Annotated in this window: 16 protein-coding genes and 1 pseudogene; 11 read left to right on the forward strand and 6 right to left on the reverse strand. The window is 68.0% G+C overall.

All coding sequences use genetic code 11. The features are described 5' to 3' along the window. Positions 1-173 (forward strand): annotated as a pseudogene (gene pstB / locus ACLFRM_RS06455) (phosphate ABC transporter ATP-binding protein); the annotation flags it as partial. Between the two features lie 174 nt (positions 174-347). Here pstB and ACLFRM_RS06460 read toward each other — a convergent pair. Further along, on the reverse strand, positions 348-1,352 hold the full coding sequence (locus ACLFRM_RS06460) for a class 1 fructose-bisphosphatase (RefSeq protein WP_410754907.1): 1,005 nt from the start codon (positions 1,350-1,352) through the stop codon (positions 348-350). Between the two features lie 257 nt (positions 1,353-1,609). Here ACLFRM_RS06460 and ACLFRM_RS06465 point away from each other — a divergent pair, with 257 nt between their 5' ends. Then, entirely contained in the window at positions 1,610-2,317 is a 708-nt protein-coding gene (locus ACLFRM_RS06465) for a flagellar brake protein (protein WP_410754908.1), read from the forward strand. A gap of 40 nt (positions 2,318-2,357) precedes the next feature. Here the strand turns inward: ACLFRM_RS06465 and ACLFRM_RS06470 are convergent, their stop codons facing one another. The 3 genes from ACLFRM_RS06470 to ACLFRM_RS06480 form a co-directional block, all read right to left on the reverse strand. Then, positions 2,358-2,663 (reverse strand): isoamylase early set domain-containing protein, encoded by a 306-nt coding sequence (locus ACLFRM_RS06470; RefSeq protein ID WP_410754909.1) that lies wholly within the window; start codon positions 2,661-2,663, stop codon positions 2,358-2,360. 166 nt (positions 2,664-2,829) lie between these two features. Beyond that, positions 2,830-3,186 (reverse strand): hypothetical protein, encoded by a 357-nt coding sequence (locus tag ACLFRM_RS06475; protein WP_410754910.1) that lies wholly within the window; start codon positions 3,184-3,186, stop codon positions 2,830-2,832. A 5-nt stretch (positions 3,187-3,191) separates the two neighbouring features. Beyond that, positions 3,192-3,419 carry a MoaD/ThiS family protein gene (locus tag ACLFRM_RS06480; RefSeq protein ID WP_410754911.1) on the reverse strand — a complete coding sequence of 76 codons (228 nt, stop codon included), beginning with the start codon at positions 3,417-3,419 and terminating at the stop codon, positions 3,192-3,194. A gap of 190 nt (positions 3,420-3,609) precedes the next feature. Here ACLFRM_RS06480 and ACLFRM_RS06485 point away from each other — a divergent pair, with 190 nt between their 5' ends. From ACLFRM_RS06485 to ACLFRM_RS06495, 3 genes are all read left to right on the forward strand, one after another. Then, the gene (locus tag ACLFRM_RS06485; protein WP_410754912.1) at positions 3,610-6,006 is read left to right on the forward strand and encodes an AsmA family protein; all 2,397 of its coding nucleotides are present in this window, start codon (positions 3,610-3,612) and stop codon (positions 6,004-6,006) included. A 55-nt stretch (positions 6,007-6,061) separates the two neighbouring features. Then, on the forward strand, positions 6,062-7,117 hold the full coding sequence (gene mutY, locus ACLFRM_RS06490; RefSeq protein WP_410754913.1) for an A/G-specific adenine glycosylase: 1,056 nt from the start codon (positions 6,062-6,064) through the stop codon (positions 7,115-7,117). Positions 7,118-7,201: 84 nt separating this feature from the next. Beyond that, a complete protein-coding gene (locus ACLFRM_RS06495) occupies positions 7,202-7,483 on the forward strand; it encodes an oxidative damage protection protein (RefSeq protein WP_410754914.1) in 282 nt (93 codons plus the stop codon). A 198-nt stretch (positions 7,484-7,681) separates the two neighbouring features. Here the strand turns inward: ACLFRM_RS06495 and ACLFRM_RS06500 are convergent, their stop codons facing one another. Next, positions 7,682-8,398, reverse strand: coding sequence for an HAD-IA family hydrolase (locus tag ACLFRM_RS06500; RefSeq protein ID WP_410754915.1), 717 nt, complete (start codon positions 8,396-8,398; stop codon positions 7,682-7,684). A gap of 110 nt (positions 8,399-8,508) precedes the next feature. On the opposite strand from ACLFRM_RS06500, the gene thiS reads away from it, so the two are divergent. From thiS to ACLFRM_RS06515, 3 genes are read left to right on the forward strand one after another with little or no spacing between them, the layout of a single operon-like run. Next, positions 8,509-8,724: a sulfur carrier protein ThiS gene (gene thiS, locus ACLFRM_RS06505; RefSeq protein WP_410754916.1), complete on the forward strand. Its 216-nt coding sequence runs from the start codon at positions 8,509-8,511 to the stop codon at positions 8,722-8,724. A 2-nt stretch (positions 8,725-8,726) separates the two neighbouring features. Further along, the gene (ggt, locus tag ACLFRM_RS06510) at positions 8,727-10,424 is read left to right on the forward strand and encodes a gamma-glutamyltransferase (protein ID WP_410754917.1); all 1,698 of its coding nucleotides are present in this window, start codon (positions 8,727-8,729) and stop codon (positions 10,422-10,424) included. Further along, on the forward strand, positions 10,421-10,921 hold the full coding sequence (locus ACLFRM_RS06515) for a chorismate--pyruvate lyase family protein (protein ID WP_410754918.1): 501 nt from the start codon (positions 10,421-10,423) through the stop codon (positions 10,919-10,921). Before ggt ends, ACLFRM_RS06515 begins: the two co-directional genes overlap by 4 nt. A gap of 90 nt (positions 10,922-11,011) precedes the next feature. Here the strand turns inward: ACLFRM_RS06515 and ACLFRM_RS06520 are convergent, their stop codons facing one another. Further along, positions 11,012-11,674, reverse strand: a complete 663-nt coding sequence (locus ACLFRM_RS06520; protein WP_410754920.1) for an FAD-binding oxidoreductase — start codon at positions 11,672-11,674, stop codon at positions 11,012-11,014. 321 nt (positions 11,675-11,995) lie between these two features. Between ACLFRM_RS06520 and rpe the strand changes: the two genes are divergently transcribed. From rpe to ACLFRM_RS06535, 3 genes are all read left to right on the forward strand, one after another. Further along, a complete protein-coding gene (gene rpe / locus ACLFRM_RS06525; protein WP_410754922.1) occupies positions 11,996-12,685 on the forward strand; it encodes a ribulose-phosphate 3-epimerase in 690 nt (229 codons plus the stop codon). Next, positions 12,685-13,374 (forward strand): phosphoglycolate phosphatase, encoded by a 690-nt coding sequence (locus ACLFRM_RS06530; RefSeq protein WP_410754923.1) that lies wholly within the window; start codon positions 12,685-12,687, stop codon positions 13,372-13,374. Before rpe ends, ACLFRM_RS06530 begins: the two co-directional genes overlap by 1 nt. Before the next feature lie 128 nt (positions 13,375-13,502). Further along, positions 13,503-14,728: anthranilate synthase component I family protein (locus tag ACLFRM_RS06535; RefSeq protein ID WP_410754924.1), on the forward strand; the 1,226-nt coding region annotated here is incomplete at its 3' end.

Below are 14,728 nucleotides of genomic sequence, written 5' to 3' on the forward strand. Positions count from 1 at the left end.
CCGAGTTCACGATTGTCGTGGTCACCCACAACATGCAGCAGGCCGCGCGCATCGCCGACTACACCGCCTTCTTCCACCTCGGCGAGGTGATCGAGTACAACGACACCGCTACGATGTTTTCTTCACCCGAGCACAAGAAGACCGAGGACTACATCACGGGACGGTACGGCTAAGCCGAAAGCCGGAAGAGCCGGTGCAGGGCGGCCTCGGGCCGCTCTCTCTGTCGCACAGGTGGCGGCTGCCCGCCCCTTCCGGCTTCAAGCCGTCAGCTTCGAGCTCCCGAAAAAAGAAAAGCCCCGCGGGTCGTCGACTCGCGGGGCTTTCTTGCGTCCGGGCAGTGGAGGGGCTTAGCCCTCCTTGTGGTAGTCCCAGATGCGCTGGACTTCGTTCTTGGAGCCCAGGATGACCGGCACACGCTGGTGCAGCTTTTCCGGCTGGATGGTCATGATCCGGTCCGGGCCGGTGATCGACAGGCCGCCGGCCTGCTCGACGATCATGGACATCGGGTTCGCCTCGTACATCAGGCGCAGCTTGCCGCCGCGCTCGCGGTGCTTGCTGTCGATCGGGTACATGAACACGCCGCCACGGACCAGGATGCGGTGCACTTCGGCGACCATGGAGGCGACCCAGCGCATGTTGAAGTCCTTGTCGCGCGCGCCTTCCTTGCCGGCGAGGCACTCGTCGACGTAGCGCTTGACCGGCGCGTCCCAGAAACGCATGTTCGACATGTTGATGGCGAACTCGGCGGTGTCTTCCGGGATGGTCATGTTCGGGTGGGTCAGCTTGAACTCGCCGACCGAACGGTCGAGCGTGAAGCCGTCGACGCCGTCACCGATGGTCAGGACCAGGATGGTGGACGGGCCGTAGGTGACGTAGCCGGCGGCGACCTGCTCGGTGCCCGGCTGCATGAAGTCCTCCTCGGTGGGGTTCTCCTTGCCGGTGGGGGCCTTGAGGACCGAGAAGATGGTGCCGACGGTGACGTTGACGTCGATGTTCGACGAGCCGTCCAGCGGGTCGTAGGTGCACAGGTACGGCCCGCGGTGCTTGCCGACCGGCAGGTCGTAGACCTCGTCCATTTCCTCGGAGGCAAGACCCGCGACGTGGCCGCCCTCGGTGAGGATCTCGGTGAACTCGTCGTTGGAGATGATGTCGAGCTTCTTCTGAGTCTCGCCCTGGACGTTCTCGGTCTCGGCCGAGCCCAGCAGGCCGATCAGGTTGCCGCGGCCGACCTGGTCGGCGATCAGCTTGCAGCCGGCGGCCACGTCGTTGATCAGGCCGACGAAGTCGGCATCGACGCGGCCCTGGCGCTGGTGTTCGGCCAGGTACTGCGAAAGTCGCTTGGCATCAGACATGGAAAGATCCTCTGTGTCAGTCGAATGGTGAAGTCAGGAAGTCTTTGAATGCGCGGGGCATTCAGAGCCGCCCTGCTGCAAAAATCGGCGCCTATAGTAACCGATCGCCGGCGGCAACCGAACCATGGCCGGCGAGTGGCGCTGGCATGCGGTCTCCGGGCGGCTGCAGGGGGAGGACAAAATGGGTATGCTTGTCGGCGCTCATTCCGGGCGGGCTTGCCGTCCGGTCACACCCCACCGATCCGGAGTCACCGGTCTTGGACGATCAGGACATCAAAACCGTCCGCGCGCCCCGCACCATCGAGCGTTCGCTCGGCCGGTTGTTCGAGGCCCGCGGTCACGTCTGGCTGATCCCTGATGACGATCCCGACTTCCAGGGGCAGGTGCAGGTGGTGGGCATCGAGCCCGACGAGCGGCGGCTGGTGCTCGACTGTCCCGATCCCGTGGTGCTGCGGCACGTGCTGCACGCCCACCGGGTGCGCCTGCAGGCGGTGATCGACGGTCTGCTGACCTGGTTCTACACCGACGACCTGGCCACCCGCGACGAGCAGGGCGACTGCTATCTTGCCGTCGGCTACCCCGAGGTGATCCAGCGCCTGCAACGCCGGTCCGCATTCCGCATCGACCTGCCTCCCGACGTGCCGGGCACCCTGGCCTTCTGCACGCCGGGACAGCGCGTCGTCGTCTCGGGTGACGTGGTCAACCTCTCGGCGACCGGCTGTGCCGTGAGCGTGGTCGAGGACAGGGACCCGGGGTTCAAGCCCGGCGACGAGGTGCCGGCGGCGCGCCTGAAGGTGGGCGACGGCATCGACGTGCGCCTGGAATTCATCGTGCGCAACCGTCGTCCCGGCGTGGGCAAGAGCATCGTCTACGGGCTGGAGTTCGCCGCGTTGCCGCCGCGGGACAGCCAGCTGATCGACCGCGAGGTGATGCGCCTGCAGCGCCTGCGCCTGACCCGGGGGTAAGGCGGGATGGTCCGGGCCGAGCCGGCGGCCCCGGCGCGAATCAGGTGCGCAGTATGCCGTTGTCGCCGGTGCCGAACGGATTGGGCACGTAGGCGTCGGCGGCCTCGTCGTTCTCCCAGCGTTCTTCGTCGATCAGGTAGCGGAAGGCGTATTCGCCGTCCTTCGGCAGGTTGAGCGTGACCCGGTAACTGCCGTCGCGCTGGCGTTTGAGCGGCAGATCGTGTTCGCCCCAGCCGTTGAAGTCTCCCCGCAGTTCGACGCGGCGTGCCACATCGTCGCCCGGCTGGTAGTTGAACGTGACGCGACACTCCGGTCGCACCTTCAGCGGCTTTTTCGTGATCGCCATGATCGGTCCCCTCTGCTGTTTGCACACATCTGCTGCCGGGCCGTCACTGGCCAGCATTGCCTGAGCAATGTGGGGCGAACGCGCAGGCCCGTCAAGTGATTGTTTACGCGACGGTCTTGACGGTTTTGTGACGCGGTGGGGTGTCGGGTCCGAAAAACGGCGGGGCTCAGCGTGTCAGGTTCTTCTCCAGCACGCGCATCAGCCGGCCCTCACTGACCAGCCCGGCGGTGACGAAGGCCAGCAGCAGGAGCACCAGCAGCCCCACGGCCAGGAACAGCATCGGCGCGGTCACGGCCAGCAGCGCCTGGGTGGCCGAATCGAGGTTGCCGGTCTGCATCAGCTCGAGCACGTGCAGCGGGTTGACCAGGATCGGGCGCTGGAAGAAGGCCCACACGTAGAAGCCCACGGTCACCGCCCCCAGCAACAGGGCGATCGCCGGCCAGATGCGGATCAGGCGGCGCCGGCGGGAAATGATCTGGCGCATCTCGCGCTGCATCTCGTGGGTGGACGAGTTCTTGGCCATGACGATCAGCCTCCGGTCACCGGTGGGAAGAAGGCAACCTCGTCACCATCCGCGAGCGGATGGTCGAGATCGACGTATTCGTGGTTGACGGCCGCCAGGGTGTTGCTGGGGCGCTCGATGTCGGTGACCCGCTGCCAGGCCTCGGCCACCGTGGCCGGGGTCTCGTCGACGCGGGTCTCGTCGAAGCCGATGCGCTCGCGCAGGCTGGCAAACAGTCGGACGGTGATACTCATGGTCGGTCGTTTCGCTGTCGGTGTGTGTCGGCCACCTCGGGAGGTTCGGACGGCCGGTCTGACAAGCCGTATTGTCTGCTAAAGTCTGATTCAATCCTAGTCCGCCCCGCGCCTCGGCGCCCGAGACGAGCGTGGCGGATGGGCCGACCGGGAGGAGCCACCCGGCCACCGAACTCCGAGGACGACCCGCATGAAATGGATCAAGCGCATTGGCCTGCTACTCGTTGCGATCGTGCTGGTCGCCGTGCTGGCGATCACCGCCTTCGCCCTGACCTTCGATCCCAACGACTACAAGCCGCAGATCGCCGCTCAGGTGGAAAAGCAGACCGGGCGCAGTATCCAGTTCAACGGCGATCTGTCCGTGACCATCTTCCCGTGGCTGGGGGCGACCACCGAGGATGTGGTGCTTGCCAATGCCGAGGGGTTCGAGCCCGACGCGATGCTGACGGTCAAGCGCCTCGAGGCCCAGGCCGCGCTCCTGCCCCTGCTGCGTGGTGAATTCGAGATCGGCACGCTCTTGCTCGAGGACGCCGAGATCCACCTGACCCGTCACGAGGACGGCGCCAGCAACTGGGACGACCTGGTCGAGCGCTCCGCGGAGTCGACCGAGGAATCGAGCGACGAGCCGGAGACGGTCGAGCCGCAGGACGGTGACGGTCCGGCAATGCTGCTGACCGTCGGCGGTGTCGATATCCGTAACGCCACCCTGCACTGGCGCGACGAACAGGCCGGCCAGGAGTTGACCGTCGACGAGCTCGACCTGACCACCGGCGAGCTGGCCGACGGCGCGCCGACCGATATCGAGCTGGTTTCCGGCTTCCGCCTGGCGATGCCCGACATGCCGGTGTTGAGCGGCAGTGTCGATCTGACCACTCGCGCCCAGCTGTGGCTCGAGCGCCAGGACATGCTGTTCGAGGACCTCGAGCTCAACCTGGTCACCGGCCAGGAAGGTGATGCCTCGGCCGACTTGCCCGAGCGCATCGAGGCGATGCTCGAGATCGAGAAGGCCGACGTGCGTGCCGGCAAGTCTCAGGCGCGCCTCGATGGCGTGGTCCTCGATCTCAATGGCAAGGGCGTCGGTCCGCTGACCTACCTCGAGAGCCGTCTGGAGACCGTGCTCGAGGCCGACTGGGCCGCCGGCCGCTACGACCTGCCTCGGCTGAGCCTGGAGGCCGCTCTAAAGGGGGTGCCCAACGTGGGCGAGACCGTGCAGGTCGCGGCGAATGCCGCGCTGGCGGCCGACCTGCAGGCGGGCACCGCCACCGTCGACGACCTGGAGCTGTCCTCCGACCCCGTGGCGGCCAGCGGACGGCTCGACATCAGCGGGCTGGACAGTGGCGAACTGGTCGCCGCCGGCCCGATCGAGGTCGCCGGCTTCGACCCGCGCGCCCTGGCCGACCGGCTGGGCATGACCGTGCCCGAGATGCGTTCGGACGAGGCGCTGAGCCGGTTCGCGCTACGGGGCGAGGTCGACGTGACACCGTCACGGGCGATGCTCGACGATCTGCGCGTCACGCTCGATGACAACGAACTGACCGGCCGTGCCGGCATCGACGACCTCGAGTCCGGGCGCCTGTTCGCGCGGCTCGAGGGCGGCGACTTCGACGCCAATCCGTACCTCGCGCCGAAAGCCGCGGGCGACAAGGACGACAAGAAGGCTTCGGGTTCCGGGGAGGGCGGCAGTGCGCAGTCCCGGGCCGCCGCGGAAGACGCCGAGATCGAACTGCCGGTCGAGGCCCTGCGCGGGCTCGACCTCGACGCCCGACTGAAATTCGCCAGCCTGCGCTACGAGGACTACCGCCTGAGCAGCCCGGTGGTTCATCTGACCGCGGCCGGCGGGCGGCTGCAACTGGCCGAGCTGTCGGCAGGAGCCTTCGACGGGTCGATCGATGCCACCGGCACGCTGGACGTGCGCGGTGACGTGCCGAGCTACGCCGCGAAGGGCCGGGTGGATGGCGTGTCGCTCCAGCCGCTGCTCACCGCCTTGATGGACGAGGACCGTCTGCTGGGCCGCGGCGACGTCGGCTTCGATGTCACCACCCAGGGCAAGCGGGTCGACCAACTCAAGTCGGGGCTGGACGGCGATGCCGGGTTCGCCCTGCGAGACGGCAAGGTCAAGGGCTTCGATGTCGGCTACCTGTTGCGCCGGGCGCAGGCGCGCCTCGAGGGCAAGACCGAGCCGGAGCCCGAGGAGTTGTCCACCGACTTCACCTCGATCACCGGCACGGCCACCATCCGCAACGGCGTGGTCACCAACGACGACCTCGCCGGGGCCTCGCCGCTGCTGCGGGTCGCCGGCGAGGGGCAGGTCGATCTGCCGCGCGAGTCCCTTGACTATCGCCTTACCGCGACGGTGGTCAATACGGCGACCGGACAGGGCGGCAAGGAGCTCGAGCGCCTCAAGCAGGTGCCCGTGCCGATCCGCATCGAGGGCTCGTTCAGCGACCCGTCGATTTCCCTCGACATGGAATCGCTGGCCAAGGAGGCCGCCAAGGGCGAGGCGAAAAAGCGCATCGAGGAGGAAGTCGACAAGCGACTGGGCGAGGACTCTCCGGTCAAGGGGCTGATAAAGGGGCTCGGGTTGTGACGAGGGTCCGCGCTCGGGGAGCCGACTTGCGGATGGCCCGGTCCCCTCGCGGATCGTGAGCGCCCCGTTCGCCGAACGACTGCTGGCCTGGTTCGATCAGCATGGCCGGCATGACCTGCCGTGGCAGCACCCGCGCACGCCCTACCGGGTGTGGGTCTCGGAGATCATGCTCCAGCAGACCCAGGTCGCCACGGTCATCCCGTACTTCGAGCGCTTCATGGCGCGTTTCCCCGATATCGATGCGCTCGCGGTCGCCGAGGCGGACGATGTGCTCTCGCTCTGGTCGGGCCTTGGCTACTACGCCCGCGCCCGCAACCTGCATGCCGCCGCGCGTCAAATGGCCGCCGACGGCGTGCCCGAGACCGTCGAGGGCTGGGCCGAGTTGCCGGGCGTGGGGCCGTCGACCGCCGCGGCGATCGTCGCCCAGGCCTTCGATCGCCGCGCGGTGATACTCGATGGCAACGTCAAGCGCGTGCTGGCGCGCCACGCCGCCGTCGACACCCCGATCGAGACGACCGCCACCCAGCGTGCCTTGTGGGCGCTGGCCGAGGCCCGCACCCCCGCGTCCCGTGCCGCCGACTACACGCAGGCGATCATGGATCTCGGCGCCACCGTATGCCGTCGTGGCGCGCCGCGCTGCGAGGTCTGCCCGGTGCGTGTCGACTGCGAGGCCCGCCGGCAGGGGCGTGTCGGCGAACTGCCCGCCCGTCGGCGGCGAAAGCCCAGGCCGGTACGCGAACGGGTCGTGCTGTGGCTGGAGGACGCGCGTGGTCGCCTGCTGCTGGAAAAGCGCCCGCCGAGCGGCATCTGGGGCGGGCTGGCCTGCCCGCCGATCGAAGAGCGTGCCGAGGACGCCGACGATCGCCTGGCCCGGCTCGGCCTGCGTCGTGCCGGCGAGTGGCGCCTCCTCGGCCGCCTTCGGCACGTGTTCAGCCACTTCGAGCTCGACGCCGAGGTGATCGGGGCGCTGGTGGACGAGGCCGGGGTCGCCGATGCGCCCGGCGAGTGGCATGACCCGGAGCAACTGGCGCACGCCCCGCCGGTCGGCCTGCCCGCGCCGGTCCAGCGCCTGGTCCGCGAGCGAATCGGGGTCTCGCTCGCCGCTGGTTGAAGGGGGGTGGCCGGTCAGCGAGTGCGGCGGGGCGCTGTTATCATCGCGGGCAATCCATGCACCCGATCCGCCAACGAGGTTTCCATGACCGATCGCACCGTCTTCTGCCAGCGCCTGCAATGCGAGGCCGAGGCCCTGCCCAAGCCGCCGTACCCGGGCGAGCTGGGCGAGCGCATCTACAACAACATCTCCAAGGCGGCCTGGCAGCAGTGGCTCTCGCACCAGACCATGCTGATCAACGAGTACCGCCTGACGCCGATCGACCCCAAGGCGCGCGAGTTCCTGGTCCGCGAGATGGAGAAGTTCCTGTTCGAGGGCAAGGAAGAAAAGCCCGAGGACTACGTGCCGCCGAGCGAGGGCGAGTAAGGCAAACAGCCGGCCTGGAGCATAGGCCGGACTTTCGTCCGACATCGGCCGCACGTTCGCTTGCCTGCCGGGCATCCGCCCGTGTTCGGGTGGATTGCCGAGCTGAAGCCGACCCACAGGGCGATGGCCCCCCTCGTTGTGGGTTGGGCTTCAGCCCAACATCGGCCGGCAGGTCGACATTGCGGTGGCCGGGGCCGATCAGGCGTCGTTGCGCGACGCCAGGGCCGCCGTCGCGGCGAGAAAGTCGTCCAGCGCCTCGAACGGCGAGGTATCCATCGGCTCGCCCTGGCTGTTGGGCAGCGTGATCGCCCGCAGGTGACGGATGCCGAAGTCTTCGGCGGCGGCCAGGGCGACGAGGTTGTCGTCGACCAGCAGGGTGCGGTCGGGGTCGAAATGCAGCTGCTCGGCAAGACGGTCCCAGAAGCGCGGCGACTCCTTGGCCGCGCCGATCTGGTGGGCATTGAAGATACCATCGAGCCGCGTGGAAAGATCGACCCGCTCGAACTTGAGATCGACGCTGGCCGGGTGCGCGTTGGTCACCAGCACGCGCTGCTTGCCCGCCCCGCCCAGGCGGTCGAGGAAGTCGGGCACGCCGTGGCGGTAGCGGATGTGATGGGCCAGCTCGCGCTTGAGCGCGATCAGGTCGAGCTCGTTGCGACAGTCGGGTGCCAGCGCGCGGTGCCAGTCGTCGAGGCAGTACCAGGCCAGCTGGCCGCGCAGCCCCTCGAAGCGGGCGTTGAGGCGCGCCATGGCCTCGGGCTCGGCCAGCCCGCTCAACTCGACGTAGCGCCGCGGGAAGTGCTCCTTCCAGAAGCGGGCGTCGAAGTCCAGATCGAGCAGCGTGCCGTCCATGTCGAGCAGCACGGTATCGATCTCCTGCCATGGCAGGGTGTGATGGGCGGGCGTGTCGCTCATGGAGGCGGCCTGAACAAATGGGTGGACTGGTCGGGGCGCGACCAGTCCACCATTCTACCAGCAGCACTATTCGACCCGGCCTGACCGGCCGGCGGCAGAGGAGACACGACATGGCTGAATCCACCGTCCGCATCGAGCTCAACGGCGAGCCGCGCGACGTCCCCGAGGGCACCACGCTCGAGGCGCTTGTGACGCTCGCCGGCACCAGCGGCAAGCGCTACGCGATCGAGGTAAACGGCGAGATCTGCCCGCGCGCCGAACACGCCAGTGCGGTGGTCGCCGACGGCGACCGGGTCGAGATCGTCCAGGCGATCGGCGGGGGCTGAGCGTGAACGCCCTGCGCCGACTCGCCCTTGTCCTCGTCCTCCTGCCGGGGGCGTTCGTTCCGGTCGCGGTTGCGGCACCCGGTCAGGCCGCGATCGCCACCGCCCACCCGATGGCCACGGCCGCCGGTCGCGAGGTGCTCGAGGCCGGCGGCAATGCCTTCGATGCCGCGGTCGCCATCACCGCGACGCTTGCGGTGGTCGAGCCGTACGGTTCCGGGCTGGGCGGGGGCGGCTTCTACCTGCTCCACGAGGCCGAGACCGGCCGTGACGTGATGCTCGATGCCCGCGAGCGTGCGCCGGGCCAGGCGACTCGGGACATGTATCTCGACGAGGACGGTGAACCGCAGCCGGATCTGTCCGTCGACGGGGCGCTGGCCGCCGGCATCCCCGGCATTCCCGCCGCGCTCGATCACCTGGCCGCCGACTACGGCCGCCTGTCGCTCTCGACCAGCCTCGATCCGGCCATCCGCGCCGCGCGCGACGGCTTCGAGGTCACCGAGATGTATCGCCGCCTGGCCGGGTTCCGCGAGGAAGTGCTGGCAGACGACCCGGGCAGCCGGTCGATCTTCCTCGACGACGGCGAGCTGCCGGCACTGGGGCATCGGATTCGCCAGCCGGATCTCGCCGAGACGCTCGAGCGCCTTGCCCTCGAGGGGCGCGACGGTTTCTACCAGGGCGAGCTGGCCGGCAAGCTGGTCGACGGGGTGCGCAAGGTCGGCGGCATCTGGTGCCGCTCGGACCTGGCCGGTTACCGCGTGATCGAGCGCGAACCGGTGATCAGTCGCTTTCGCGGCTTCGAGGTGGTTTCCGCCGCACCACCGTCCTCCGGTGGCGTGGCGATCGCGCAGATACTGAACACCTACGGCGAGCTCGAGCGTCGCAGTGGCGACCTCGACGACCTGTCCGTGCTGGGCCTTCACTACCGGGTCGAGGCGATGCGCCGTGCCTATCGCGACCGGGCCGAATACCTGGGTGACCCCGGCTACGTCGACATGCCGCTCGAGCGACTCACCAGCGATCACTACGCCGCCGGGCTGGCGGCAGGCATATCGCCCACCGACGCCACCCCCTCGTCCGCGCTCGCCCCGGTGGTTACCGAGCCGGAAGGCCCGCACACCACGCATTTCTCGGTGATGGACGCGGACGGCAATTACGTCGCCGCGACGCTGTCGATCAACTACCCGTTCGGCGCCGGGGTGACCGTGCCGGGTACCGGCGTGCTGCTCAACGACGAGATGGACGACTTCTCGCAAAAGCCCGGCGAGCCCAATGTCTACGGGCTGGTCGGTGCCGAGGCCAACGCCATCGCCCCGGGCAAGCGGCCGCTCTCGAGCATGTCGCCCACCTTCGTGCGTAGCGACGATCTGGTGGGTGTGCTCGGCACGCCCGGCGGCTCGCGCATCATCACCATGGTGCTCGGTGGCGTGCTGGCCGCCACGCGCGGCGAGCCGGTCGACGAATGGGTGGCCGGCCCGCGCATCCATCACCAGTACCTGCCCGACCGGATCGAGGTCGAGGCCGATCTGCTTGACGAGGATCAGCGGGCCGAGCTCGAACTGATGGGGCATCGCGTCGAGGAGAAGGACGATTTCGGCAACATGCAGGCGGTCGCCTGGTGGCGTGGAGACGGCCGGCTCGAGGCGGCCAGCGATCCGCGTGGCGAAGGGGAGGCCGTCGTTTTCTCCATCGAAAGCCCATGAGCGAGGATCGCCGCTTCGCCCTTGGCTGCTTCCGGGCCACCGCGCTTCCGGTGGGTGGCGAACAACTCTTCGGCCTGCCTGTCGCCCGGCGTCGGCTGGCGACCACGACCGGTTCGTTCACCCGGGCGCTGCACCGGCATACCGGGCACCCGGTCGTGGTCAGAAGGCTGTCGGAGGGCTGGCGCAGTCACCAGGCCGGGCAGTGGCCCGTGCCACGGGGCACGCGCGTCTGGACGCGTCGTGTCCGGCTGGAGAGCGGTGATGCCCGGGTCGAGGCGCTGACCGAAGTGGTCGGTCCGCTCAGCCCCCGGCTGCGGCGGGCCATCACCGGCCTGGCCGACACCCCGCTGATGGAAGTGCTCGCCAGTCAGCCCTGTTGCCGCCGGCTCAGCTTTCGCGTCCACCGCGAGGGCCGCCGCGTCACTCGCGAGACCGTCTACCGCATCCACCTCGCCCGGGTACGCGTTACCGAGTGGTTAGATATCGACCTGCGCTGAAAGGCACGGTGGGATTGCCTTCGGGCATGAAAAAGCCGCGCCCGGAATGATCCGTGGCGCGGCTTTTCTTTGTCCGACGGTCGATTCGGCTCAGCCGAATTCCATGCTCTGGGTGTTGCCGCCCAGGTCGGCGAGGGTCTTCTTGACCTGGTCGGTGAAGGCGGGCGGGCCGCAGACGTAGAACGCCTCGGACAGGTCGCGGACGTGTTCGCGCAGGAAGGCATCGTCGACGTGACCGGAATGGGTACACAGCGGCGAGTTCTCGCGGGTGCAGACGAAGTGGGCGTTCTCGCCGAAGGCGGCCTCGAGTTCGCGCTGCTGGATGATGTCGTTGTGGGTCTTGTTCGAGTAGATCAGCTTCTGGCCCTTGAGCTGGCCGCGGTCGGCGAGATCGCGAATGATGGCGAGAAACGGCGTGATACCGGCGCCGCCGGCGATGAACCAGCCGGGTCCCTCGTAGTTGAAGCTGTCGAACGGCTCGGTGATCCGCAGTTTCTGCCCCGGGCTTGACGTCGCCAGGCGGTGGGTCATGCCGCCGTGATCGTCGTAGCTCTTGATCATCAGCTCGAGCACGCGGTCGTCGACCCGGTTGGTGAGCGTGAAGGGGCGGCCCTGGTCGCGCCATTCGGGTTCGTCGATGGCCAGCTCGAGCGCCTGACCCGGCGTGAAGGTGTAGCCATCCGGCTTGGAGAGGATGTAGCGCTGGACATCGTGGGTGACGAATTCGCGCAACAGCAGTTCGGTCTGGAACATAGTGACTCTGATTCGTGGAGCGGCTGGAAAATGTCGGACTATTCTAGTCGAATTTAGGTTCCGTTTGCGTTCGGCCCGCCATGTCGAGGCAGGAATCACCGGGCGCAAGGTCGGTTCCGGGCCAGTGCCCGGGTCAGTCCCGGGCGGTTCGCCGGGGCGCTCCCACGAGGAGATTCTTAAAAAGTCGCGCCGAATCCGGTACATTGAGCGGCAGTTTCCGCGCGTGTGCCCGTTCCACCCGATGCCGGTCTCGGCATTCGGGACGGGGGCCTGCGCGACCCGCTTTCCCCCGAATCTTTCCCGTTATCCGAGGACCGCGAGATGAGCGACTACATCATTGCCCCGAGTATCCTGTCCGCCGACTTCGCCCGTCTGGGCGAGGAAGTGGACAACGTCCTGAAGTCCGGCGCCGACTGGGTGCACTTCGACGTGATGGACAACCACTACGTGCCCAACCTGACCATCGGCCCGCTGGTCTGCGACGCGCTGCGCAAGCACGGTGTGACCGCGCCGATCGACGTCCACCTGATGGTCAAGCCGGTCGATCGCATCATCCCGGACTTCGCCAAGGCCGGTGCCACCTCGATCACCTTCCACCCGGAGGCCTCCGAGCACGTCGACCGCAGCCTGCAGCTGATCCGCGACGAGGGCTGCCAGTCGGGCCTGGTGTTCAACCCGGCCACCCCGCTGGACGTGCTGGAATGGGTGATCGACAAGGTCGACATCGTCCTGCTGATGTCCGTCAACCCGGGCTTCGGTGGCCAGAAGTTCATCCCGGCGACCCTCGAGAAGGCCCGCCAGGCGCGCGAGATCATCGACCGCTCCGGCCGTGACATCCGCCTGGAAATCGACGGCGGCGTCAACCCGGACAACATCGCCGAGATCGCCAAGGCCGGCGTCGACACCTTCGTCTCCGGCTCGGCGCTGTTCGGCAAGGGCCAGGATTCCGACCCGAACCGCTACGACAGCATCGTCAAGGCGATGCGCGACGAGCTGGCCAAGGTCAAGTGATGCCGCACGAGTCCATTGCGCAGTTCACGCCGCGCATGGTGCTGTTCGACCTGGACGGCACCCTGGTCGACTCGGTGCCCGACCTGCTGGCCTCGGTCAACGCCATGCAGCGTGAGCTGGGCAACCCCGAGCGCGCCGAAGAGGACGTGCGCAACTGGGTGGGCAACGGCGTCGAGCGACTGGTCGAGCGCGCGCTGACCAACGACCTCGACGGTCACCCCGACCCGGCCGAGTTCGAGCGCGCCCTGCCGGTGTTCAAGAAGCACTACCTGCAGAACAACGGCCAGCACTCGCGGGTCTTCGATGGCGTCACCCAGGGGCTGGAATTCGTCAGGTCGCTGGGCCTGCCGATGGGGTGCGTGACCAACAAGGCCGAGGCCTTCACCCTGCCGCTGCTCGAGCAGACCGGGTTGCGCGATCACTTCGAGGTGGTCATCAGCGGCGACACCCTGCCGCTGAAGAAGCCGGACCCGGCGCCGCTGATCTACTCGGCGGGCTGGTTCCACGTGCACCCGGAAGAGGCGCTGATGATCGGGGATTCCATCTCCGACGTGAAGGCCGCGCGCGCCGCGGGCTACTCGATCATCTGCATGAGCTACGGCTACAACCACGGCCGGGATATCCGGGATTTCGACCCCGATGCCGTGATCGATTCCATGATCGAGCTGTCGGGCCTGATAGCCCGGTAGTCACCATGACGGCGACAGGGACGATGGCGGACGAGACGCTGGCAACCGAATCAAGGCGATGGCGGAGACGATGGCGTAGCTGAACGCCCGCTCGTCCCCGTCCATCGCCTTTTCTTTCGGAGCCCGTCATGCCCAACCGTTTCCAGCCCTACCAGCCCACCCGCGTCGACCTCGAGCAGCTTGCCGCCGGGGGCTACAACCGCGTGCCCGTCACCCGCCGTGTGGTGGGCGACTACGACACGCCGCTGTCCGTCTACCACAAGCTGGTCGAAGGCCCGTTCGGCTACCTGTTCGAGTCGGTCACCGGCGGCGAGCGCTGGGGGCGGTACTCCATCATCGGCCTGCCGTCGCCCACCGTCCTGACCGTCCACGGCCACCGCGTGGTGGTGAGGCAAGACGGCGAGATCGTCGAGGACGAGGCGGTCGACGACCCGCTGGCCTGGATCGAGGGCTTCAAGGCCCGCTACCGCGTCTACGAGCCGGCCGACATGCCGCGCTTTCACGGCGGGCTGGTGGGCTACTTCGGCTTCGAGACCGTCGGCTACATCGAGCCGCGCCTGGCCAACTTCGACGCCATTGATCCGCTGGGCGTGCCCGACATCCTGCTGATGGCCAGCGAAGAGGTGGTCGTGGTCGACAACCTCTCCAGCGAGCTGTTGCTGGTGACCCTGATCGACCCGGCCCAGACCGGCGCACTGGATCTGGCCCACACCCGCCTCGATCGGTTGGCCGCCCGCCTGCGCGAGCCGGTGGCGAACTACGGCTCGAGCGCCCCGGGCCGCGACATCGACGAGAACGACTTCACCGCCACCTTCACCCGCGAAGGCTACGAGAACGCCGTGCGCGCCATCCGCGAGTACATCGCGGCCGGCGACGTCATGCAGGTGGTCCCCAGCCAGCGGATGAGCATCGAGTTCGGCGCCGCGCCGATCGACCTCTACCGCGCCCTGCGCAGCATCAACCCCTCGCCGTACATGTACTTCATCGATGCCGGCGAGTTCACCGTGGTCGGCTCCAGCCCCGAGATCCTCGCCCGGCTCGAGGACGGCACCGTCACCGTCCGCCCCATCGCCGGCACCCGCCCGCGCGGGGCCACGGAGGCCGAGGACAAGGCCCTCGAGCAGGATTTGCTGAGCGACCCCAAGGAAATCGCCGAGCACGTCATGCTGATCGACCTGGGGCGCAACGACACCGGCCGGGTCGCCAGGGTGGGCAGCGTGAAGCTCGAGGAGCGCATGATCATCGAGCGCTACTCGCACGTCATGCACATCGTCTCCCAGGTCACCGGGGAGCTCGAGGAAGGCCTGAACGCCATGGACGTCCTGCGCGCGACCTTCCCCGCCGGCACCGTCTC

Source organism: Guyparkeria sp. (genome assembly GCF_046540515.1).
In the GTDB taxonomy this organism is placed as follows: Bacteria; Pseudomonadota; Gammaproteobacteria; order Halothiobacillales; family Halothiobacillaceae; genus Guyparkeria.

Excerpts from the sequence above, each read along its gene's own strand:
- ACLFRM_RS06460 (WP_410754907.1), bottom strand. The coding sequence starts at position 1,352 with ATGTCTGATGCCAAGCGACTTTCGCAGTACCTGGCCGAACACCAGCGC.
- rpe (WP_410754922.1), top strand. The coding sequence starts at position 11,996 with ATGAGCGACTACATCATTGCCCCGAGTATCCTGTCCGCCGACTTCGCC.
- ACLFRM_RS06495 (WP_410754914.1), top strand. The coding sequence starts at position 7,202 with ATGACCGATCGCACCGTCTTCTGCCAGCGCCTGCAATGCGAGGCCGAG.
- ACLFRM_RS06515 (WP_410754918.1), top strand. The coding sequence starts at position 10,421 with ATGAGCGAGGATCGCCGCTTCGCCCTTGGCTGCTTCCGGGCCACCGCG.
- ACLFRM_RS06500 (WP_410754915.1), bottom strand. The coding sequence starts at position 8,398 with ATGAGCGACACGCCCGCCCATCACACCCTGCCATGGCAGGAGATCGAT.
- ACLFRM_RS06530 (WP_410754923.1), top strand. The coding sequence starts at position 12,685 with ATGCCGCACGAGTCCATTGCGCAGTTCACGCCGCGCATGGTGCTGTTC.
- ACLFRM_RS06475 (WP_410754910.1), bottom strand. The coding sequence starts at position 3,186 with ATGGCCAAGAACTCGTCCACCCACGAGATGCAGCGCGAGATGCGCCAG.
- ACLFRM_RS06470 (WP_410754909.1), bottom strand. The coding sequence starts at position 2,663 with ATGGCGATCACGAAAAAGCCGCTGAAGGTGCGACCGGAGTGTCGCGTC.
- ACLFRM_RS06480 (WP_410754911.1), bottom strand. The coding sequence starts at position 3,419 with ATGAGTATCACCGTCCGACTGTTTGCCAGCCTGCGCGAGCGCATCGGC.
- ACLFRM_RS06520 (WP_410754920.1), bottom strand. The coding sequence starts at position 11,674 with ATGTTCCAGACCGAACTGCTGTTGCGCGAATTCGTCACCCACGATGTC.
- thiS (WP_410754916.1), top strand. The coding sequence starts at position 8,509 with ATGGCTGAATCCACCGTCCGCATCGAGCTCAACGGCGAGCCGCGCGAC.
- ACLFRM_RS06485 (WP_410754912.1), top strand. The coding sequence starts at position 3,610 with ATGAAATGGATCAAGCGCATTGGCCTGCTACTCGTTGCGATCGTGCTG.